Source organism: Microbacterium paraoxydans, from assembly GCF_900105335.1.
In the GTDB taxonomy this organism is placed as follows: domain Bacteria; phylum Actinomycetota; class Actinomycetes; order Actinomycetales; family Microbacteriaceae; genus Microbacterium; species Microbacterium paraoxydans.
This window is the reverse complement of record NZ_LT629770.1, coordinates 1,644,701-1,663,686: the sequence shown is the minus strand read 5'-3', so window position 1 is coordinate 1,663,686 and position 18,986 is coordinate 1,644,701. Positions and strand designations below refer to the sequence as shown.

20 protein-coding genes are annotated in these 18,986 nt (G+C 70.6%); 7 read left to right on the top strand and 13 right to left on the bottom strand.

Annotated features, from left to right (window positions below):
• The first annotated feature begins 16 nt into the window (after positions 1 to 16).
• Entirely contained in the window at positions 17 to 850 is an 834-nt protein-coding gene (locus BLU02_RS08370) for an SDR family oxidoreductase (RefSeq protein WP_060923377.1), read from the top strand.
• Positions 851 to 969: 119 nt separating this feature from the next.
• On the opposite strand, the gene BLU02_RS08365 is transcribed toward BLU02_RS08370, so the two are convergent.
• From BLU02_RS08365 to BLU02_RS08355, 3 genes are read right to left on the bottom strand one after another with little or no spacing between them, the layout of a single operon-like run.
• Positions 970 to 1,719: a sulfite exporter TauE/SafE family protein gene (locus BLU02_RS08365; RefSeq protein WP_060923668.1), complete on the bottom strand. Its 750-nt coding sequence runs from the start codon at positions 1,717 to 1,719 to the stop codon at positions 970 to 972.
• Positions 1,716 to 2,417 carry an ankyrin repeat domain-containing protein gene (locus BLU02_RS08360; protein WP_083370940.1) on the bottom strand — a complete coding sequence of 234 codons (702 nt, stop codon included), beginning with the start codon at positions 2,415 to 2,417 and terminating at the stop codon, positions 1,716 to 1,718. Before BLU02_RS08360 ends, BLU02_RS08365 begins: the two co-directional genes overlap by 4 nt.
• Positions 2,418 to 2,454: 37 nt before the next feature.
• Positions 2,455 to 3,093: a bifunctional 4-hydroxy-2-oxoglutarate aldolase/2-dehydro-3-deoxy-phosphogluconate aldolase gene (locus BLU02_RS08355; RefSeq protein ID WP_060923635.1), complete on the bottom strand. Its 639-nt coding sequence runs from the start codon at positions 3,091 to 3,093 to the stop codon at positions 2,455 to 2,457.
• 132 nt (positions 3,094 to 3,225) lie between these two features.
• Here BLU02_RS08355 and rlmN point away from each other — a divergent pair, with 132 nt between their 5' ends.
• Positions 3,226 to 4,515: a dual-specificity RNA methyltransferase RlmN gene (rlmN, locus tag BLU02_RS08350; RefSeq protein WP_231919663.1), complete on the top strand. Its 1,290-nt coding sequence runs from the start codon at positions 3,226 to 3,228 to the stop codon at positions 4,513 to 4,515.
• A 122-nt stretch (positions 4,516 to 4,637) separates the two neighbouring features.
• Positions 4,638 to 6,128: a DUF4407 domain-containing protein gene (locus BLU02_RS08345; RefSeq protein WP_083370939.1), complete on the top strand. Its 1,491-nt coding sequence runs from the start codon at positions 4,638 to 4,640 to the stop codon at positions 6,126 to 6,128.
• Here BLU02_RS08345 and BLU02_RS08340 read toward each other — a convergent pair.
• Complete coding sequence (locus tag BLU02_RS08340; RefSeq protein WP_060923272.1) at positions 6,116 to 6,445, bottom strand: hypothetical protein; 330 nt, start codon at positions 6,443 to 6,445, stop codon at positions 6,116 to 6,118. The genes BLU02_RS08345 and BLU02_RS08340 overlap by 13 nt on opposite strands.
• A gap of 19 nt (positions 6,446 to 6,464) precedes the next feature.
• On the opposite strand from BLU02_RS08340, the gene BLU02_RS08335 reads away from it, so the two are divergent.
• From BLU02_RS08335 to BLU02_RS08325, 3 genes are read left to right on the top strand one after another with little or no spacing between them, the layout of a single operon-like run.
• Positions 6,465 to 7,958 (top strand): aminotransferase-like domain-containing protein, encoded by a 1,494-nt coding sequence (locus BLU02_RS08335; RefSeq protein WP_060923271.1) that lies wholly within the window; start codon positions 6,465 to 6,467, stop codon positions 7,956 to 7,958.
• A gap of 9 nt (positions 7,959 to 7,967) precedes the next feature.
• Positions 7,968 to 8,465, top strand: coding sequence for a hypothetical protein (locus BLU02_RS08330; RefSeq protein WP_060923270.1), 498 nt, complete (start codon positions 7,968 to 7,970; stop codon positions 8,463 to 8,465).
• A 52-nt stretch (positions 8,466 to 8,517) separates the two neighbouring features.
• Complete coding sequence (locus BLU02_RS08325; RefSeq protein WP_060923269.1) at positions 8,518 to 9,531, top strand: aldo/keto reductase family protein; 1,014 nt, start codon at positions 8,518 to 8,520, stop codon at positions 9,529 to 9,531.
• Positions 9,532 to 9,597: 66 nt separating this feature from the next.
• On the opposite strand, the gene BLU02_RS08320 is transcribed toward BLU02_RS08325, so the two are convergent.
• From BLU02_RS08320 to BLU02_RS08305, 4 genes are all read right to left on the bottom strand, one after another.
• The gene (locus tag BLU02_RS08320) at positions 9,598 to 10,518 is read right to left on the bottom strand and encodes a carbohydrate ABC transporter permease (protein WP_197676699.1); all 921 of its coding nucleotides are present in this window, start codon (positions 10,516 to 10,518) and stop codon (positions 9,598 to 9,600) included.
• On the bottom strand, positions 10,515 to 11,462 hold the full coding sequence (locus BLU02_RS08315; RefSeq protein ID WP_025105358.1) for a carbohydrate ABC transporter permease: 948 nt from the start codon (positions 11,460 to 11,462) through the stop codon (positions 10,515 to 10,517). Before BLU02_RS08315 ends, BLU02_RS08320 begins: the two co-directional genes overlap by 4 nt.
• Before the next feature lie 3 nt (positions 11,463 to 11,465).
• Positions 11,466 to 12,779 carry an ABC transporter substrate-binding protein gene (locus BLU02_RS08310; protein ID WP_060923268.1) on the bottom strand — a complete coding sequence of 438 codons (1,314 nt, stop codon included), beginning with the start codon at positions 12,777 to 12,779 and terminating at the stop codon, positions 11,466 to 11,468.
• A gap of 61 nt (positions 12,780 to 12,840) precedes the next feature.
• A complete protein-coding gene (locus BLU02_RS08305; protein WP_083370938.1) occupies positions 12,841 to 14,076 on the bottom strand; it encodes an aminotransferase class V-fold PLP-dependent enzyme in 1,236 nt (411 codons plus the stop codon).
• Between the two features lie 165 nt (positions 14,077 to 14,241).
• Here BLU02_RS08305 and BLU02_RS08300 point away from each other — a divergent pair, with 165 nt between their 5' ends.
• Positions 14,242 to 14,919, top strand: coding sequence for a FadR/GntR family transcriptional regulator (locus BLU02_RS08300; protein WP_060922368.1), 678 nt, complete (start codon positions 14,242 to 14,244; stop codon positions 14,917 to 14,919).
• Positions 14,920 to 15,023: 104 nt separating this feature from the next.
• Here the strand turns inward: BLU02_RS08300 and BLU02_RS08295 are convergent, their stop codons facing one another.
• The 5 genes from BLU02_RS08295 to BLU02_RS08275 form a co-directional block, all read right to left on the bottom strand.
• Entirely contained in the window at positions 15,024 to 15,539 is a 516-nt protein-coding gene (locus BLU02_RS08295) for a glycine cleavage system transcriptional repressor (protein ID WP_060922364.1), read from the bottom strand.
• A gap of 21 nt (positions 15,540 to 15,560) precedes the next feature.
• Entirely contained in the window at positions 15,561 to 16,619 is a 1,059-nt protein-coding gene (locus tag BLU02_RS08290) for a PLP-dependent cysteine synthase family protein (protein WP_060922363.1), read from the bottom strand.
• A gap of 71 nt (positions 16,620 to 16,690) precedes the next feature.
• Positions 16,691 to 17,503, bottom strand: coding sequence for a GntR family transcriptional regulator (locus BLU02_RS08285; RefSeq protein ID WP_025105364.1), 813 nt, complete (start codon positions 17,501 to 17,503; stop codon positions 16,691 to 16,693).
• Complete coding sequence (gene rbsD, locus BLU02_RS08280; protein WP_025105365.1) at positions 17,503 to 17,907, bottom strand: D-ribose pyranase; 405 nt, start codon at positions 17,905 to 17,907, stop codon at positions 17,503 to 17,505. The genes BLU02_RS08285 and rbsD overlap by 1 nt, the downstream gene beginning before the upstream one ends.
• Positions 17,908 to 17,921: 14 nt before the next feature.
• On the bottom strand, positions 17,922 to 18,884 hold the full coding sequence (locus BLU02_RS08275; protein WP_060922362.1) for a ribokinase: 963 nt from the start codon (positions 18,882 to 18,884) through the stop codon (positions 17,922 to 17,924).
• Positions 18,885 to 18,986: the final 102 nt, after the last annotated feature.

Sequence of the window (18,986 nt, the reverse complement as noted above, 5' to 3'; positions counted from 1 at the left end):
ATTCGAAACGAGAACCATGAGCACACTCGCCGGAAAGACCATCCTCATGTCGGGCGGCAGCCGCGGGATCGGCCTCGCGATCGCCCTGCGCGCGGCCGCGGACGGCGCGAACATCGCGATGCTCGCCAAGACCGACTCCCCGCACCCGAAGCTCGAGGGCACCGTGCACAGCGCGGCCGAGCAGATCCGCGCCGCCGGCGGCCAGGCGCTGCCGATCGTGGGCGACGTGCGGGACGACGACCACATCACCGAGGCCGTCATGAAGACGCAGGGCGAGTTCGGCGGGATCGACATCGTCCTCAACAACGCCAGCGTCATCGACCTCTCCCGGTCGCTCGACCTCTCCGCCAAGAAGTACGACCTGATGCAGGACGTGAACGTCCGCGGCACCTTCATGCTCTCCCGGGCCGCGGTGCCCATCCTCAAGGACGCCGAGAACCCGCACATCCTCTCGCTCTCGCCGCCCCTGAACCCCACCCCGAAGTGGCTGGGCGCGCACACCGGGTACACGCTGGCCAAGTACGGGATGACGATGGTCACGCTCGGACTCGCGGCGGAGTTCGCGGCCGACGGCATCGCTGCCAACACGCTGTGGCCGCGCACGACGATCGCGACGGCCGCGGTGCAGAACCTCCTCGGCGGCGACAAGGTGATGGCCGCGAGCCGGACGGCCGACATCTACGCCGACGCCGCCTACGTCGTGCTCACCCAGCCGGCGCGTACGTACACCGGGCAGTCGCTCATCGTGGAGGACGTGCTCGAGGCGAACGGAGTCACCGACTTCTCGGGCTACGCCGCCGTCCCGGGGACTCCGGACAGCGCGCTGTTCCCGGACATCTTCCTCGACTGACGCGCTTCGACAGGCTCAGCGACCCAGCTCTGGGTCCCTGAGCCCGTCGAAGGGTGGGTCCCTGAGCCCGTCGAAGGGTTGGGTCCCTGAGCCCGTCGAAGGGTGAGCCCGTCGAAGGGCTAGAGCAGCAGGTACACGGCACCGAGGATCGTCAGCACGATCACGATGCGATCGAAGAGCCGCTGGTCCAGGCGCCGCGCGACCCGCAGACCGAGCAGCGCGCCGAGCACCACGAGCGGCGCGAGGATCGCATCGGTGAGCAGCACGGGGCCGGTGAACAGTCCGATCCCGGCCAGGAACGGCACCTTGATCACGTTGATGATCGCGAAGAACCAGGCGGAGGTGCCGAGAAAGACCTGGACGGGCGTCCGCGTAGCGAGGAAGTACATCGACATGACCGGACCGCCCGCGTTCGCCACCATCGTCGTGAAGCCGCCGAGCGTGCCGTAGACGCCGGCCAGCAGCGCGCCGCCGCGCGCCGCAGCCTCCTGCTCCGCCCGCGCCTGCCGCCATCGCCGCCACAGCGTCACGGCGATCATGAGCAGCAGGATCACGCCGATGGCGCGGCGCACGACCCCGTCTCCGGTCAGGGCGAGGAAGGCGAAGCCGAGGAGGAGTCCCGCGACCACCGCCGGTGCGAGGCGGAGCAACGTCGGCCAATGCGCGTGCCGTCGGTAGGCCAGCAGCGCGAACACGTCGCCCACCATCAGCAGCAGGAGGGTCGCGGCCGTGGAGGTGCGTGCGGGGAGGACCGCGGCGAACAGGGCGATCGCGAGGATGCTGCCGCCTGGAAGAGCGGTCTTCGAGATCCCGATGACGACCGCGGCCACGCCGAGCGCGGCCCAGGCCCAGGGATCGAGCGCTGTCACCGCCGAAGCTCGGCGGCGATGGCGTCGTACCCGCGGTCGGTCGCGAGGTCCAGCGGCAGCACCCCGTCGCCGTCGCGGATGGTCGCATCGGCGCCGCCGTCGAGGAGAGCGCGCACCACCTCGACGTAGCGGGCGGAGCCGTCGCCGAGCACGATCGCCTCGTGCAGGGCGGTCCAGCCGAGGTTGTTGATGTGATCCGGGTCGACTCCTGCGTCCAGCAGGATCTCGATCGTCGGCAGCAGACCGCGCTCGGACGCCGGGATCAGCGCGGTGCCGCCGAAGCGGTTCGTGCTGCGGAGGTCGGCCCCGTGCGCCAGGGTCATCCGCAGGATCTCGTCATGCCCGCGGGCGCCGGCGTAGAGGTAGGCGGAGTCCTGGATGTCGTCCTTCGCGTTCACGTCGGCGCCGGCCTCGATCAGGAGCCGTGCTGCGTCGACATGGTTCGCCTTGGTGGCCGCGATCAGGGGCGTCATGCCGCCGTCGCCACGGGCTTCGATGTCGGCACCCGCGTCCAGCGCGCGGCGGACGGCGTCAGCGTCCCCCGCGGCGGCCGCGGCGAGCAGGTCGGGCGTGGCGTCGGTCATAGGAACCTCCGGGATCGGTGGCGAGGGATGCGACGAGGTCGCGGCGGTGCATGCCGAGGCGAGCAGCAGTGCCCCCGCGAGAACGACGGCCGTCGCCACCCGTCGCATCCGCATGCATCCGGTATACCAAATGATCCCGGAGGTCGACGGCTCAGCCCCGCGTGGCAGCGAGCGCGGCCGCGAACCGCGAGGCCCGCTGCTCGATGTCCGCCCAGTCCGCGTTCGCGATCGCGGCGCCGTTCGCAAGGTCGCCACCGGCCCCCACGGCGACCGCGCCGGCCGCGAACCAGTCGGCGAGGTTGTCGGGCTTCACGCCGCCCGTGGGCATCAGCGGGGCGTCGGGGAACGGTCCGCGCAGGGCCCCGAGATAGGACGGGCCGCCGAGGGAGGCGGGGAAGATCTTCACGACGTCGACGCCCAGTTCGAGGGCCCCCATGACCTCGGTCGGCGTCATCGCACCGGTCATCACCACGCGGCCGGTGTCGAGCATGGCGCGCGTGAGGTCGGGGAGGGTTCCCGGGCTGACGAGGAAGGCGGCACCCGCGTCGGCGGCCTGGGTCGCCTGCTCCGCCGTCGTGACGGTGCCGGCGCCGATGTACGCGGCGTCCCCATGGCGGGCGATGAGCTCGCGGATCACGGCCGGCGCGTCGGGGGTCGAGAAGGTCACCTCGATACCCGAGACGCCGCCGCGGATGATCGCCTCCGAGGCCTCCAGGGCCAGCTCCGGCGACGGGGCGCGGAGGACGGCGAGGATGCCGGTGGTGCGGGCGCGGGCGAGACGGTCGGACATGCTGCTCCTTGATCGAGGGGGATGCGCCCATTCTTCCGCACGGCAACTTGTAATTACAAGTATCCTCGGCCCCGCTCCGCGACAGGGATCGTGCCCAGGCGCCTCCCACCCGCATCCCGGTACCCTGGAGGGATGGCCGAGAACCCCCGCACACCCGAGACGCGCTCCGCGACAGCGCCCGCGTCGTCCCGTTCGGGGGCGATCCGCGAGACCCGTGCCCCGCAGGTGCGCCCCGCGACCGAGGGCTGGACCCAGAAGAAGGACGCCGAGGGGCGCCCGCTGCTGCAGTTCGCGAGCCCGAAGCGCGGCAAGCCGCCGGTCCACCTCGCCGACCTCACCCCGGCCGAGCGCATCGAGAAGGTGAAGGAGCTCGGACTCCCCGGGTTCCGCGCCAAGCAGCTCGCCACGCATTACTTCCGCCACTACACGTCCGACCCCGCGGAGATGACGGACCTCCCCGCCGGCATCCGTGAGGAGCTGGTCGCCGGCATGCTCCCGCCCCTCATGACCGAGGTGCGGCGGCTGGAGACCGACCGCGGCGACACCATCAAGTTCCTCTGGCGTCTGCACGACGGCGCGCTCGTCGAGTCGGTCCTCATGCGCTACCCCGGCCGCATCACGCTGTGCGTGTCGAGCCAGGCCGGCTGCGGCATGAACTGCCCGTTCTGTGCCACGGGCCAGGCGGGGCTGACCCGCAACATGTCCACCGCCGAGATTATCGAGCAGATCGTCAGGGCCAACCGGGCCATCGCGAACGGCGAGCTGGGCGGCAAGAAGCGCGACGACCACAGCATGGAGCGCGTCTCCAACATCGTCTTCATGGGCATGGGGGAGCCGCTCGCCAACTACAAGCGCGTCATGGACGCGGTGCGCACCATGGTCGCCCCGCAGCCCGACGGTCTCGGCATGAGCGCCCGCGGCATCACCGTGTCGACCGTGGGACTCGTGCCCGCGATCCGCAAGCTCGCCGACGAGAACATCCCCGTCACGTTCGCCCTGTCGCTGCACGCCCCTGACGACCACCTGCGGGACGAGCTCATCCCCGTGAACTCGCGGTGGAAGGTCGACGAGGCGCTCGACGCGGCCTACGACTACTACGCCAAGACCGGGCGCCGCGTGTCCATCGAGTACGCCCTCATCAAGGACATGAACGACCACGCCTGGCGGGCCGATCTCCTGGCGGACAAGCTCAACCAGCGCGGTCGCGGGTGGGTGCACGTGAACCCGATCCCGCTGAACCCGACGCCGGGCTCGATCTGGACCTCGTCAGAGAAGGACGTCACCGACGAGTTCGTGCGACGGCTGAACGACGCCGGCATCCCGACGACCCTCCGCGACACCCGCGGCAAGGAGATCGACGGCGCCTGCGGGCAGCTCGTCGCGACGACCGAGGACGAAGCTGCCGCCGCGGCGATGGCCTGACCCCGGTTCGAATCGCTCACCTGGCTCCAAATCCGGCCCGGATGCCGCCATTCGCGCGACTCGAAGGCCTGTCCAAGGGATCTTCCACGGTATGCACAGGCGGAGTTTCGTAGATTGTCGGGATGCCCTATTCCGCCCACCGCCCGGGTCGCTTCGACTCGCAGGGTCGGATCATCCTCGACGGCGACCCGAACGCCGAGACGGATGACCTCGACTTCCTGCGCGAGTACGAACCGACCGGCGACACGTCCGCGCAGTCCGACGTCGCGTCCGACGACCGGACGCCCGAGCCGGTGACGGCGCCCGACGCCCCGGCCGACGCGGAGCCCGTCCCCGACCGGAAGGCGCGTCCGCCGCGCGTCCGGAAGCCGCGTCGCCGTCGCGCCGCCGCCGAGCGCCTCCGTGCTCTCGCGATCCTCGGCGGGGCGGAGGGCGAGATCCTCGACCGGGTCCCCGGCGAGACCCCGCGCTTCGTGCAGATGTTCTTCGTGCTCGCCGGGACCGCCCTGGTCAGCGCGATCTCCATGCTCTTCGCCCTCACGACGGGCGTGCGCGCGGCGGTCTGGTTGGCGATCCCGCTCGCGATCGTGTGGGCGCTGATCATCTTCAACCTCGACCGCTTCCTCACCTCGACCATGACGTCGACCCGCAACGTCTGGAAGCTCATCGGCCTCGCGATCCCCCGCGTCATCATGGCGGCGATCATCGGTTTCGTCGTCGCGGAGCCGCTCGTGCTGCAGATCTTCCACAACGACATCTCCCGCGAGGTCGCCGCGACCAACATCGTCCAGGCGCAGGCCGACCAGGAGGCGCTCGAGACCGGCCCGGAGAAGAAGGCGCTGGACGCGGCGTCCGAGCGGGTCGCGGCGCTGGAGAACCAGGCGGCGACGGGCATCGTCGCCGGGACCGAGTCGTCGTCGGCGACCGAGTCCGCCGCCCAGTCCACGGTCGATGACCTGACGGCGAAGCTCACGGAGCAGCAGGCCGTGATCGACCAGGCGCGGACGCTGTACCAGTGCGAGCTCACGGGCGAGGGCGCGGGTACCGTCCCCGGCTGCACCGGCGTGAACGGCGAGGGCGCGAGCTCTCAGGCCGCCCAGGCCCAGCTCGCCGAGGCCCAGCAGACCTACGACGCGCTCGCGGCCCAGCTCCGCACCGCGAACGAGGAGCTCGCCGCTGCCGGAAGCGCTGCCAAGGAGAACACCACGGCCTCGGAGTCGCAGAACCGTCAGCAGGCGAAGGACGAGCTCCCAGCCGCGCGCGACACGTACGAGCAGGCGCTCGCGGCCTACAACGCCCGCGCGGATTCCGTGGCGCAGGGCAACGCCGGGGCGGTGGGGCTGCTGAGCCAGATCAGCGGCCTCAATCGCCTGAGCGAGAAGGAGCCCGCGATCCTCTGGGCGCACATCCTCATCGCTGCGCTGTTCTTCATGATCGAGTTGCTGCCGGTGCTGGTGAAGGTGCTCACGAGCTACGGCGACCCCAGCCTCTACGAGAAGGCCCTGGCCATCCGCAAGCAGGTCGCGCTGGACAAGGTCACGGCGGAGGGCTTCCGCGACCGCGCCGACATCGTCACCACTCCCGCCTCCGGCGCGGGGGCTCAGGCCACCTGACTCGTTTCGAGTCGCGCACTGTGCTCCATTCCGGCCGGATTCGGAGCAAAGTGAGCGATTCGAACGCGGGAGAAGCCTCCGGACCGGGACACCAGCGCGAGAGAACGGATCAGGGCGACCGTGGACGGGGCGACCGTGGACGGCGCGGTCGGCCACGGGGTGCCGGTCACGGCGGCCTCGATGCGGGCCAGCGGTTCGCGGAGGGCCGGGTCGTGCGTGCGGGTATCGTCCTCGAGCCACGCGAGGAGTTCGCCGATGGTCCAATCCTGCTGAATTGGACCGAGATCGAGACCGAAGCTGGTCGTGGAAGCTGTCATTGGTCCAGAATCGGATCTCATGGACACCCTCGACAGGGCCAATGCGACGCCGGTGGCCCACGGATCGGCCTCCGCGCCCCTCGTCCAGGCCGGAGAGGTCTCCGCGACCGCCCTCGCCGCACGCCTCGGACGCTGGTCCCACGGCGACGGCACCCTCTCCACCCGACTCGCCGCGGCGATCGCCGCCCTGATCGGCAGCGGTGAGCTGCGCCCCGCTGACCGCCTGCCTGCCGAACGCGCCCTCGCCGCGGCGGTCGCGGTCTCGCGGGGCACGGTCGTGTCCGCCTATGCGACCCTCGCCGAGCAGGGTCTCGTCGAGCGCCGGCAGGGCAGTGGGACGAGGGTGTCGGGGGCGAGGACGGCGCCCGCGGCGGACCGCCGTCCCGGCCGCGGCGAGGCCCTGTTCTCGGCACTCCCCAACGCGATCGACCTGCTCCGCACGGTGCCGCAGATCCCGGACATCGGTGTGCAGCTCATCCGCGACCACCAGCCGCGGCTCGACCTCGCCCTGCTCCCGGAGACCGACCCCGCAGGGCTCCCCGCGCTCCGCGAACTCATCGCCGACATGTACCGCGCCGAGGGGACGCCGACCACGCCCGAGCAGATCCTCGTGACCCACGGCGCGCAGCAGGCCATCAGCCTCGTCGTGAACGCGCTCGTGGAACCGGGTGACGTCGTGCTCGCGGAGGAGATCACCTGGCCGGGCGTGACCGACTCCGTGGGGCTGCGCGGCGGCACCGTGCACGGCGTGCCGATGGGCGCGGACGGCCTCGACGTCGACGCGCTGGAGCAGGCGATGGCCCGGCTGCGTCCTGTGCTCGTCGCACTCAACCCGCACCACCAGAATCCCACGGGGACGCGACTGCCCGCGGCGGCCCGGCACCGCGTGGCCGAACTCGCCGCGCAGTACGGGGTGCCCGTGATCGAGGACCGCGTCGTCGCCGGCATCTCGTTCGACGGGGTCGTGCCGCCCACGCTCGCCTCGGAACGGCCGGATGCCCCGGTGCTCGTCGTCGAGTCCGTGTCGAAGTGGGCCTGGGCCGGGCTGCGGATCGGGTGGCTGCGGGCCGATCCCGTGCTGGTCCGGCGGCTCCGCGGCGCCCGGCAGCTCGCCGATCAATCCACGAGCGTGCCCGGCCAGCTCCTCGCGCTCGACCTCATCGCGCACGCGACGGAGCTCCGCCGCGCCAACAGCCGCGTGCACCAGGAGCGGCTCCTCCTGCTGCAGGAGCTGATGGCCGCGCACCTCCCCGACTGGACCTCTGAGACCCCGCGGGGTGGACTCTCGCTGTGGGCCGCGCTGCCTCGGGGCTCCGCATCGGCTCTCGCGCGCGTCGCCGCGGCGCACGGGGTCTCGATCGCGGGCACCGGGGCCTTCGCGGTCTCGGCCGCCGCGCCGGACGACCACGTGCGCTTGCCGTTCACCGCGCCGGACGACGTGCTCACCGAGGGGGTGCGCCGCTTGGGCGACGCCTGGCGTGAGTACCGGGAGACTCTCAGCAGCCCTGCCTAGGGTGACCGCATGACACCGGTGCCGCGCCCCACCCTCTGGATCTGCGTCGCGGGCGTGCTCGCCGTCACCGCGTACGCCGCCCTCGCCGCGGTGCAGATCCTCGTGCTCAACCCGATCGCCGCGGCTCCGGGCAGCCTCTCGCTGGACGAGGTCCGGGCCGCGATGTCGAACGCCGGGGAGAGCCTCATGGCGCCGACCGTCCTCGGCATCCTTGCCGCGGGCGTGTGCCTGGCCATCGGGACGGCGGTCGTCTGCCTCCTCACGCGGGCTCCGGCGGTGGTGGCCGGCATGACCTTCCTCGCGCTGCTCATGGGCGGGGCGCCGGCCTACTTCGTCGCGTCGTTCGGTCCGGGCATGGGGCTCGCCGACACCTTCGGCATCAGCGGCGCCGATGCCTCCCCGTGGGCCCTGCCCCTGTACGCCGTCAGCGCGCTCGCCGCGGTCGGGGTGCTGGTCGGGGCCGCGCTCACGTCCCGCCGCCGCGGACCGGCGCCTGCCACCGCCTGACGATCACGGTCGATCCGGCCCGCCGCCCCGCCGGCGGGACTAGCGTTGGTCCATGGTCAACTATCGCTATCTCGGCAACAGCGGTCTCAAGGTCTCGGAGATCACGTACGGCAACTGGGTCACGCACGCCTCGCAGGTCGAGGACGACGCCGCGGTCAAGACCGTGCACGCCGCCCTGGACGCCGGCATCACCACGTTCGACACCGCGGACACCTACGCCAACACGGCCGCCGAGGTCGTGCTCGGCAAGGCTCTGGAGGGCCAGCGTCGGGAGGGCCTCGAGATCTTCACCAAGGTCTACTTCCCGACCGGCCCGAAGGGTCCGAACGACACCGGTCTGAGCCGGAAGCACATCATGGAGTCGATCAACGGCTCGCTGCAGCGCCTCGGAACCGACTACGTCGATCTGTACCAGGCGCACCGCTTCGACTACGAGACCCCGCTCGAGGAGACGTTCCAGGCCTTCGCCGACGTCGTCCGGCAGGGCAAGGCGCTCTACATCGGGGTCTCGGAGTGGACCGCGGAGCAGCTCCGCGAAGGGCACGCCCTGGCGAAGCAGCTCGGCATGCAGCTCATCTCCAACCAGCCGCAGTACTCCATGCTGTGGCGGGTCATCGAGGGCAAGGTCGTCCCGACGTCGGAGGAGCTCGGCATCTCGCAGATCGTCTGGTCGCCGATGGCGCAGGGCGTGTTGAGCGGGAAGTACCTCCCGGGCCAGCCGGTGCCGGAGGGGTCTCGGGCGACGGATCAGAACTCGGGCGCGGGCTTCATCAAGAGCTTCCTGCAGGACGACATCCTCACCGCGGTGCAGCGCCTCAAGCCGATCGCGGAGGAGGCGGGGCTGTCGATGCCGCAGCTCGCGATCGCGTGGGTGCTGCAGAACCCGAACGTCGCGGCGGCCCTCGTCGGCGCCTCCCGTCCGGAGCAGCTCGCCGACACGGTCAAGGCCTCCGGCGTGAAGCTCGACGCCGACACGATGACCGCGATCGACGAGGCCCTCGGCGACACGGTCAACCGCGACGCCGAGCACACGTACTCGGTGTCGCCGAAGTCCCGGCTCGTCTAGGCCTTCGAATAGCGCAATTGGTCCCATTCCGTCGCGGAATGGGACCATTTGCGCTATTCGGGCGGGTTACTCCTTGACGGCCCCGGCCGTGAGGCCCTGGACGATCCAGCGGCTGGCGAGCGCGAACATCACCATCGTCGGGAGGATCGTCAGCACGGCCGCAGCGCTCATGGAGCCCCAGTCGATGTTGAACGTCGAGATGAAGCCGTTGAGCGCCGAGGGCACGGTGCGGTTCGCATCGGTGTTCATCAGCACGACCGACAGGAACAGCTCGTTCCAGCAGTTCACGAAGTTGAAGATGAACGCGGCGATGATGCCGGGGGTCATCACCGGCACGAGCACCCGGAACAGTGCGCCAAGCCGCGAGCAGCCGTCGATCATCGCCGCCTCCTCCAGCGCATCGGGGACGTTCTCGAAGAAGCCCCGCAGCATCACCGTGGAGAACGGGATGCAGATCGCGATGTAGACGAGGATGAGCCCCGGCTTGGTGTCGACGAGTCCGAGGTCGGTCATCATCGAGTACAGCGGTCCGAGGGCGATGAACGCCGGGATCATCTGCGTCAGCAGGAACGCGATGAGCACCGTGCCTTTGCCGCGGAACTCGAACCGCGCCAGCACGTAGGCGCTGAGCAGGGCGATGAGCGTCGCCACCGCGCCGGCCGACACCGCCACGATGGCCGAGTTCGCCAGGAACGTCCCGAAGGAGCTCTTCTCGAACAGGCTCGTGAAGTTGTCCAGCGAGGGCTCGCTCGGCCAGTACTCGATCGGGAAGCGGTTGATGGTCCCCGGCGACTTGAACGCGGTGAGCGTGATCCAGTACAGCGGGAACAGCGTGATGAGCAGCCACAGCCCCAGGCCGACGATACGCACCACGCCGCCCACCGAGACGCGGGGCTTGGGGCGCGGAGCGGCTTTCGGGTCGGGCACCGTGATGCGACGGGTCTCCGTGACCGAGGAGCCGGTCCGGTCGGATGAGGTGATGGTCATCGCTGCACTCTCCGCATCGCCATCAGGTAGAACGCGCAGAACACCATGAGGAAGGCCACGACGATGAGCCCGATGGCGCTCGCGATGCCGTAGTTGCCCTGCTGCGTGTAGTTGATCATCCACGTCGTGATGATGTGGGTCTGGTTGGCGGGGCCGCCGTTCGTCATCGCGTAGATGATGTCGGGGAAATTGAAGATCCAGATCACGCGCAGCAGGATCGTCAGCAGCAGCGTCATCGAGATGTACGGGATGATGATCGAGAACAGCTGCCGCACCTTGCCGGCGCCGTCGAGGCTCGCCGCCTCCAGCATCTCGTCCGGCACCGACTGGAGAGCGGCGAGGATCATGATCGCGAAGAAGGTCACGCCGTACCAGATGTTCGCGACGATCACGGCGAACATCGCGAGCTTCGGGTCGGCCAGCCACGGCAGCGGCGCGTCGATCAGTCCGGCCTTCATGAGCAGGTCGTTGACGACGCCGAACTCGGCGTTGAACATCCAGCGGAACAGCATGCCGATGAGGAAGCCGGACACCGCCCACGGGAAGAACACCAGCGCCTGGTAGAGGCCGCGGAAGCGGAACCGCTTGCGCAGGGCGAGCGCGATGAGGAACCCGATCACGAGCTGCGGCACGAGCGAGCCGACCACCCAGAGCACGGAGTTCCAGGCCACGGTCGGGAACGCCGGGTCGCGGAAGACGGCGAGGAAGTTGTCGAAGCCCACGAACGGCGTCGACGTGAGATCCCACAGGTTCCAGTCGTGGAAGGCCATGCGGGCGCCCTGCAGCATCGGCCAGTAGGTGAACCAGCAGACGAAGACGATCGCCGGCGCGAGGAACGCCAGCAGCGTGAGTGCGGTGCGGCCCCGGAAGGGGCGACGACGCGATGCCGGGGAGGCCCCGCCGGCGGTGCCGACGGAGCCCCCTTCACGGATGGTGCGGGCCACGGATCAACCCTTCTCCGCGGCGTACTTCTCGGTCCAGAACGCGTCCCACGAGGCGAGGAGGTCCTTGGTGGACATGTTGCCGAGCAGCACGCTCTGCACGTCCTGGTCGGACTTCTGGATCCACTCGGTCCACCAGCTCACGCCGCGCGGCTGACGCACGTTGACGTAGGTCTCCGGGTCCTCGGTCATGGTGACGTAGCTCGTCCAGGGGCCGGTGGAGTAGAACTCGTCGTCCGCGGCGGCCGCGATGATCGGGACGAGGCTGTTCGCCTGCGCGAACTCGGTGGCGGGCTCGGCGGACGACAGGAACTCGACGAGCTTCACCGCCGCCTCCTTGTGCTCGCTGTTCTCCGCGACACCCCAGCCGGCGACGGCGAGGGGCTGTGCGGCCTTGCCGGACGGGCCGACGAGCAGCGGCGCGGTGTCCCACTGGTCCTCGGTCAGCGAGGAGTCCTGCACCGTCGCGATGACCTCCGGGTCCTGCAGGAGGAAGGCCGTGGTGCCGTTGGTGAACCCGGCGACCATCTCGGGGTAGCCCCACGAGACGGCGGACGGCGGCGAGGCCTCCTTGAACAGGTCGAAGTAGTCGTCGACGGCCTCCTGCGCCTCGGGGGCGGCGAAGATCGTCGAACCGTCCTCCATGAGGAACGCGTCTTCCGTGTCGAGACCGTCGATCGTGTAGGCCTCGATCGCGGCGACGACGTTGCTGTTCGCGTTCTGACCGCCGCGGAACGCGTACCCGTAGATGTTGTTCGACGGGTCCTGGATCGCCGACGCCTGCTCCAGCAGGTCCTTCCAGCTGTGCGGCGGGCCGTCGAAGCCGGCCTGCTCGACGAGGTCGGTGCGGTAGAACAGCGACAGGCCGTAGAAGCCGTAGGGGACGAAATAGCTCTTGCCGTCCTCCGCGACCGAGGCCGACTGCGCGTTCTCGGTCAGGGCGTCCCAGCCGTCCCACTTCTTCAGATCCGGACCGAGGTCGTAGAGCCAGCCGTTGTTCGCGAACGGTCCGACGGTGATGTCGCGCACCTCGAGCACGTCGACGCCCTTGCCGGACTGCAGCATCTGCTGGATCTTCTGGTCGGCCTGCTCGGTGGGCGGGGAGACGAGGTTGACGGTGATGTCGGGGTTGTCCTTCTCGAACTCGTCGAGCAGTCCGCGGAGCAGCTCGGTGCGCGCCGGGTTCGTCAGGCTCTCGACCATCTGGAGGGTGACGCTGCCGTCGCCGCCGGACGAGCCGGAGCCTCCGGAGCAGCCGGTGAGTGCGAGGACGGCGACGGTGCCGACTCCGGCTGCGGTCGTCAAGATCTTGTTCTTCACGATGTGCCTCTCGGTGGGGGTGGGTGGGTGTTCGGGTGGGTCGTGCGGAAGGTGAAGCGGGTCAGGGGAGGATGAGGGCGTCCGCGGGGCGGATGCCGGCGCGGCGCAGGATCGCGGGGACGCAGCGCTCGACGAACGCCTCGATGTCGGAGGCCTCCGTGTACAGGTGCGCGGACAGGCGGAAGTAGCCGACGCCGCGGAAGCTGGTGAACGCGGTCTCCACGCCGACCTCGTCGAGGAGGTCCATGCGCAGCGCGTCGGCTTCCTCTCGGGTGGCGCCGAGGCCGAGCGGCAGCCGGATGAGCCGCATGGACGGCACCGGCGAGGGAAGAGGGGTCAGCGGGTCCTCGTCGCTGAAGGGGCGCAGGGCTTCGGCGATGAGCTCGGCACCGGCGTCTGCCCGTGCGGCCATGGCGTCGCGGGCGGCCGCCCATCCGAACTCCGCCTCGATGAACTCGATCGCGGTGGGGGTGGCGAGGTAGGTCGTCGCGTCGATCGTGCCCTGGGTATCGAAGCGCTCGGGATACGGCTCGCGCGCGGCCCAGGAGTCGATCAGCGGCCAGAGCTCGTCGCGGTCGGGGGCGGTGGTGACGAGGAGGGCGGAGCCGCGCGGGGCGCAGGGCCACTTGTGCAGATTCCCGAACCACCAGTCGCCGCCAGCGACGGCCGCCGCGTCCGGGATGAGGCCGGGGGCGTGGGCGCCGTCGACGAGGGTGCGCACGCCGCGCTCGGCCGCGAGGTCGGCGATGCGGCGGGTGGGCAGCAGGCGGGCTGTGGGCGAGGTGATCTGGTCGACGACGAGCAGCCGCGTGCGCGGGGTGAGGGCGTCGGCGAAGAGCTGCACGATCTCGTCGTCGTCGGCGAGCAGGGGCAGGGCGACCGTGCGGACGGCGGCGCCGAAGCGTCGGGCGAGGCGCTCGGCGCCCATGGTGATGGCGCCGTAGCCCTGGTCGGTGACGAGGATCTCGTCCCCGCTGTCGAGCTGGAGGGCGTTGTAGACGACGGTGGCCGCGGCGGAGGCGTTGGGCACGAACACGCTGTCCTCCGCGCGGGCGCCGACGAACGGAGCCGTCCGCTGCCTCGCCTCCTGCACGCGCTCCGCGATCCGAGGGAACCACTCCACGGGGCTCAGGTCGGCGCGGCGGCGCAGGGCGTCCTGGTGGGCGACCACCACCGACGGCACAGCCCCGAAGGACCCGTGGTTGAGGTGGATCACGGTCGGGTCGAGCGGCCAGGCATCGCGCGCCCGCAGGCCGGAATTCAGCGTGAGCGAAGCGGGGAACTGCGGAACGGGCATCGGACCTCATCGGTGAGTGGGGGCGAGTTGTTGCACAACTTTGCCACACGCCTTCGAGTTTGGCTACGAAACCGCGAAGATGAAACATAGTTGTCATACGAGTTTGCGACGCCCGGGGCGTCCGACAAACTTCACGAGGGGTGGGGAGTGGCAGAGAGGATGACGATGAGCGCACTCGACACGGCGCTGCACGGGCTGCGGGCTCTCATCGCCGACGGCGCTCTGCGCCCCGGCGACCGGCTGCCGAGCGAGGGGGAGCTGTGCGAACGGCTCGGCGTCTCGCGGGGATCGCTCCGCGAAGCCATCCGCACCCTCGCCGCACTGGGCGTGCTGGAGACGCGGCACGGTTCCGGCAGCTACGTCAGCGAGCTCCGCGCCGCCGACCTCATCGGCAGCCTGTCCCTCACGGTCGGACTGCTGCCGATGGCCGGAGTGCTGGAGCTGACCGAGCTCCGACGGGTGCTCGAGCCCCATGCGGCGGCGCTCGCCGCGGCCCGGATCGACGACGACACGGTGGCCGCGCTCGACGAGGTGCTCACCGAGATCGAGTCGACGACGGACTTCGAGGCGCAGTCCCGCCTCGACCACGAGTTCCACATGGCGATCTCGTCGGTCGCGGGCAACGAGGCCCTGACGAGCCTGATCGACGTGCTGCGTTCCCGCTCCCGGGCCTACCGGATCTCCGACCCGGAGGATGCCGCCGAGCTCAAGATCCACTCCGACGCCGGCCACCGCGCGATCCTGCGCGGTCTCGCCGCCGCGGATCCGGTGGCCGCCTCGGCCGCCGCGTCCGCCCACGTCGCCTACACCGAGTACTGGGTGCGGCGGTACTCCGGCCTCTGACTCCTGGTTTCCCGGCCGAGCCACCCTCTTTCGTGCGCCCCGGCCCTATTCGGACGTCCGGAAGGGGGTGGGCGGCACCGAAGGGGGTGGGTCGGCGAACGGGGTCAGCCGAGGTTGATGTCGACCTGGATCTCGGACGCGAGGCGCTCAAGGTCGGCACGCAGGGCGTCGAGGTCGACCGTCGGCGGGACCTTCGCGATCACCGACGCCTCGAAGAGCCTTCCGCCGGCCATCGCAGCCTCGCGGGTCTCGGTCGTGAGCTCCTCGATGCTCAGGGCGTGCGCGTTCAGCACCGCCGAGACCTCGCGCACGATGCCGGGGCGGTCGTTGCCGAGCACCTGCATCACGAGCAGCTGCTCCTCGTCCTCGGACGGCCCTGGCGTGCCGGTGAGCACCGAGAGCGTGAGGAGACCCTGGCCCTGGATCCCTCGCAGCGCGGTCTCGAGCTCCCCGGTGCGCTCCGTCGGCACGGACGCCTCGATGACACCGGCGAACGTGCCGGCGAGCTCGGCGAGGGAGCTGTTCTCCCAGTTGCCGCCGTGGGCGTCGACGACATCGGCGACGGCGGCCACGAGGCCCGGACGATCGGCACCCGCGACAGTGAGGATGAGTGTGGTCATGGGGTCAGCGTAACCCGAGGATCAGTCCGCCCAGACCCCGGTCTCCAGGAACCGCTCCAATCGTGCACGGTGCGGCGCGAGGTCCCACCCCTGCTGCGCGACCCACTCGTCCGAGTAGTACGTGCCGGCGTACCGCACACCGCTGTCGCAGATCAGCGTCACGACGCTGCCGGTCTCGCCCGCGGCACGCATCCGGGCGATGAGCTGGAACGCGCCGTAGAGGTTCGTGCCGGTGGAGCCGCCCGCCCAGTGCAGGGTGCGCTCGCGGAGGAGGCGGATCGCGGCGATGGAGCCCGCGTCCGGCACCTGGATCATCTCGTCGATCACGGACGGCACGAAGGAGGCCTCCACCCGCGGCCGCCCGATGCCCTCGATGCGGCTCGGGTGTCCGGCCGGCGGGTCGACCGTGCCCGCCCAGCCGTCGTAGAAGGCCGAGCCCTCGGGATCGACGACGGCGATCCGGGTGTCGTGGCGGCGGTACTTCACGTAGCGGCCGAAGGTGGCGCTGGTACCCCCGGTGCCGGCGCCCGTGACGATCCAGCGGGGGATCGGATGCCGCTCCTGGGCGAGCTGGCCGAACACGCTGTCGGCGATGTTGTTGTTGCCGCGCCAGTCGGTCGCACGCTCCGCGTAGGTGAACTGGTCGAGGTAGTGCCCGGTGCAGTCCGCCGCCAGGCGCTGCGCCTCGGGGGACATGTCCTCCGCGCGGTCGACGAAATGGCAGGTGCCGCCGTAGAACTCGATGAGGTCGATCTTCTCCTGCACCGTCGATCGGGGCACGACCGTGATGAACTTCAGCCCCAGCATCCGGGCGAAGTAGGCCTCCGACACCGCGGTCGACCCGCTCGACGACTCCACGAGGGTCGTGTCCTCGCGGATGCGCCCGTTGACGAGTCCGTAAAGGAGGAGGGAGCGCGCGAGGCGGTGCTTGAGGGAGCCGGTCGGGTGCACCGACTCGTCCTTGAGGTAGAGGTCGATGCCCCACTCCGGCGGCAGCGGGAACAGGTGCAGGTGCGTGTCGGCGCTGCGGTTGGCATCGGCTTCCAGCAGGGCGATCGCGGTGCTGGTCCAGTCGCTCATGCCCTCGAGCGTACCGGGGCAGGCACCGTCATCCCGGTATGGGAGAACAGCCCCGCACGGGGTGAGACGGCTCAGCCCACCGTGCCCGCGGGGGAGGCGCCGCCCGATCCGTCCACGTGCATCAGCGACGCCTGGGACTGCTCCTGCTGGAGCTGGAACTCGAAGCGCGAGCGGTCGCCGCGGTGGTACGCGATGAAGTACTCGATCGGCAGGCCGTCCTCACTGCGGCTGATGCTGCGCAGGCGGAGGAGGGCGGAGCCGGCGCTCACGCCGAGGTGCTGGGCCTGCTCGTGCGTGGCGACCGTCGCCTCGGCGGAGCGGACGCCGTGCGTGGCGATGATGCCGTGGTCGGCGAGCAGCCGGTACAGCGACGCCTCGGTGAGGTCGGCGCCGAGCGTCACCGCCCCCACGGCCTCCGGCATCCACGTGGTCGAGAGCGACCAGGGCTCGCCGTCCACGTGCCGCAGCCGCTCCAGCACGATCACCGGCGATCCCACCGGCACCTCCAGGGCGAGGGCGACCTCCTCGTCGGCGACGGTCTGCTCGTGCCGGAGGACGTCGCTGTGCACGTGGCCGCCGCGCCGCTCGACGTCGTCGTACAGCCCGACCAGCGTGTGCACGAGACTCTCGCTCGTGCGCGGGCGGGAGACGAACGTGCCCTTGCCCTTCACGCGCTCGACGAGTCCCTCGTGCTCGAGCTGGGCGAGCGCCTGGCGCACGACCGTGCGGGAGATGCCGTAGCGCTCGCACAGCCGGTGCTCGCCGGGAAGCGGATCGCCCGGCTGCAGACCGTCGCGGGCGATGCCGTCGATGATGAGCTGCCGGAGCTGGTCGTACATCGGCGCCGCGCTGTGGCGGTCGATCGCATCCTCGATGAGAGACATCAGTACGCCACCCCCGCGTGCAGGATCACGTTCGCGTAGGGGGTGAACTCCCCCGAGCGCACGAAGGCGCGGGCGGCGTGCGTGCGCTCCTTGAACTCGACGTGCGGGACGAGCTCGATCTCGAAGCCTGCGTCGGCGAAGCGCTCGCGCAGGGCGTCGAGCACCTCCGGGCTCTTCTCGGCGACCTCGGCCGACACCGTCGCCCCCTCGACCACGAGCTCCGCGAGCACCGTGTCGAGCACGTCGAGGAAGGCGGGGGCGCCGGGACGGTAGGCGAGGTCGATGCGCTCGGAGCCCGGCGGGATGGGCAGCCCGGCGTCGGTCACGACGATCAGATCGGTGTGCCCGGTCTCGCTGATGACGCGGGAGAGCGCCGGGTTGATCGTGGTCGAGGTCTTGCGCATCGTGTGCTCCTGGTTCAGTTCGCGACGGGGGCCGCGGTGCGCGCGGCGAGGAAGGCCTCGACGTCGGCGCGGTGGGGGAGGCTCGGCGAGGCCCCCTGCTTCGTGACGGTGAGGGCGCCCGCGGCGGTCGCCAGCCGCACCGCATCGGTGAGGGCCGCTCCGCTCGCGAGCGCGGCACCGAGGTAGCCGGCGTAGGCGTCGCCCGCGGCGGTGGTGTCGACGGCCTCCACGGGGAACGGCGGGACGACGGTGGCCCCCTCGGCGGTGACGACGCACGACCCCTGCCCGGCCAGGGTGATGACCGCGGCGCCCACGCCCTGCTCCAGGAACCAGTGCCCGGCGCGTTCGGCGGAGGTGGCGTCGGTCACCTCGATGTCGCTGATGAGCGACGCCTCGGTCTCGTTCGGGGTGACGATGTCGATGCTGCGCCAGATCTCCGGTGCCAGCTCCGCCGCCGGTGCCGGGTCGAGGATCACGGTCATCCCGTGCTCGCGACCGCGCGCGGTGATGTGCGCGGTCAGCGCGGACGGGGTCTCGAGTTGGGTGAGCAGGACGGAGGTCGTCGGGGCGAGAGCCGCGAGGGCCTCGTCGATCTGCGCCGTGCTGAGGGCGGCGTTGGCGAGCGGCACCATGACGATGTCGTTCTGCGCGGAGGCGTCGACACGGATGTGCGCGATGCCGGTCGGGCCCGGCACGGTGCGCAGGTGTGCGAGGTCGACGCCGGCCGCCGTGAGCCCGTCCACCACGAGGTCGTGGAACAGGTCGTCGCCGACGCAGCCGACGAAGCTCGTGCGGGCTCCGGAGCGTCCGGCCGCGACAGCCTGGTTCGCGCCCTTGCCGCCGAGCATCAGCGTGAATTCGTCGCCGAGGATGGTCTCGCCGCGGGCGGGGAGCCGCTGGGAGAAGGTCGTGACGTCGGCCGTCACGCTGCCGACGATGACGACGCCGGAGCGGTCGCCGGGGTGTGCGGGTGTCATCTCGCTCCTGATCCTCCTCGACAGCGCGGGCTCCCGGTCTTTGACAAGGTTCGGGAGCTGTCATTACATTAGCCGAAGCCCCACCTGTAACGACAGGTTGTC

Excerpts from the sequence above, each read along its gene's own strand:
- BLU02_RS08335 (WP_060923271.1), top strand. The coding sequence starts at position 6,465 with ATGGACACCCTCGACAGGGCCAATGCGACGCCGGTGGCCCACGGATCG.
- BLU02_RS08355 (WP_060923635.1), bottom strand. The coding sequence starts at position 3,093 with ATGTCCGACCGTCTCGCCCGCGCCCGCACCACCGGCATCCTCGCCGTC.
- BLU02_RS08320 (WP_197676699.1), bottom strand. The coding sequence starts at position 10,518 with ATGACCATCACCTCATCCGACCGGACCGGCTCCTCGGTCACGGAGACC.
- BLU02_RS08300 (WP_060922368.1), top strand. The coding sequence starts at position 14,242 with ATGAGCGCACTCGACACGGCGCTGCACGGGCTGCGGGCTCTCATCGCC.
- rlmN (WP_231919663.1), top strand. The coding sequence starts at position 3,226 with ATGGCCGAGAACCCCCGCACACCCGAGACGCGCTCCGCGACAGCGCCC.
- BLU02_RS08330 (WP_060923270.1), top strand. The coding sequence starts at position 7,968 with ATGACACCGGTGCCGCGCCCCACCCTCTGGATCTGCGTCGCGGGCGTG.
- BLU02_RS08340 (WP_060923272.1), bottom strand. The coding sequence starts at position 6,445 with ATGACAGCTTCCACGACCAGCTTCGGTCTCGATCTCGGTCCAATTCAG.
- BLU02_RS08345 (WP_083370939.1), top strand. The coding sequence starts at position 4,638 with ATGCCCTATTCCGCCCACCGCCCGGGTCGCTTCGACTCGCAGGGTCGG.
- BLU02_RS08305 (WP_083370938.1), bottom strand. The coding sequence starts at position 14,076 with ATGCCCGTTCCGCAGTTCCCCGCTTCGCTCACGCTGAATTCCGGCCTG.
- BLU02_RS08325 (WP_060923269.1), top strand. The coding sequence starts at position 8,518 with ATGGTCAACTATCGCTATCTCGGCAACAGCGGTCTCAAGGTCTCGGAG.
- BLU02_RS08295 (WP_060922364.1), bottom strand. The coding sequence starts at position 15,539 with ATGACCACACTCATCCTCACTGTCGCGGGTGCCGATCGTCCGGGCCTC.
- BLU02_RS08285 (WP_025105364.1), bottom strand. The coding sequence starts at position 17,503 with ATGTCTCTCATCGAGGATGCGATCGACCGCCACAGCGCGGCGCCGATG.
- BLU02_RS08360 (WP_083370940.1), bottom strand. The coding sequence starts at position 2,417 with ATGCGGATGCGACGGGTGGCGACGGCCGTCGTTCTCGCGGGGGCACTG.
- BLU02_RS08290 (WP_060922363.1), bottom strand. The coding sequence starts at position 16,619 with ATGAGCGACTGGACCAGCACCGCGATCGCCCTGCTGGAAGCCGATGCC.
- BLU02_RS08370 (WP_060923377.1), top strand. The coding sequence starts at position 17 with ATGAGCACACTCGCCGGAAAGACCATCCTCATGTCGGGCGGCAGCCGC.
- rbsD (WP_025105365.1), bottom strand. The coding sequence starts at position 17,907 with ATGCGCAAGACCTCGACCACGATCAACCCGGCGCTCTCCCGCGTCATC.
- BLU02_RS08275 (WP_060922362.1), bottom strand. The coding sequence starts at position 18,884 with ATGACACCCGCACACCCCGGCGACCGCTCCGGCGTCGTCATCGTCGGC.